We start from the raw sequence: 490 nt of genomic DNA, 5'->3' as shown, positions 1-490 counted from the left end.
AATGACGTCGAACCGTTACGTCAACGCTTGAAGGAACAGGATAGCACGTTGCCAGACGATGCCTTCATCGCGACAATTGATGTCGATTTACGTCTACAGGTCAGTGATGTCTCGATTCAGTGGATTGAAGATATTCAGCGACTCGCGCCTTGCGGGATGGGAAATCCCGCGCCACGAATCGTCATCGAGCAGGCGAAGATCCGTGACATGAAACGGAGCGGTCGTGATTTGACGCATGTCAAAGCACTATTATCAGGCGACGGAAAGGAACTCGATGCAATCGGCTTCGGCTTCGGCGACCTTGTCGATGAAGTCTCGACTTTATCCGAGAGTCATTTGATGGGCAGTCTGAACATCAATGAATGGACTGGGTTCCGTAAACCACAATTGATGATTCAAGATGTCGCTGTCGAAGATGTTCAAGTGTTCGATTACCGTGGGGGTAAGCGACCGCTGAGCGAACTATTCGCCTTACCGCACGAGACAACGA

Annotated in this window: 1 pseudogene; it reads left to right on the top strand. The window is 50.6% G+C overall.

The features are described 5' to 3' along the window. Positions 1 to 490, top strand: a pseudogene (locus tag ACZGCQ_RS16850) (single-stranded-DNA-specific exonuclease RecJ); the annotation flags it as partial.

The sequence above is a fragment of the Exiguobacterium sp. HSB13 genome, from assembly GCF_056764755.1.
Note: the sequence above shows the minus strand (reverse complement) of the source record. Positions and strands in the feature narration are given on the sequence as shown.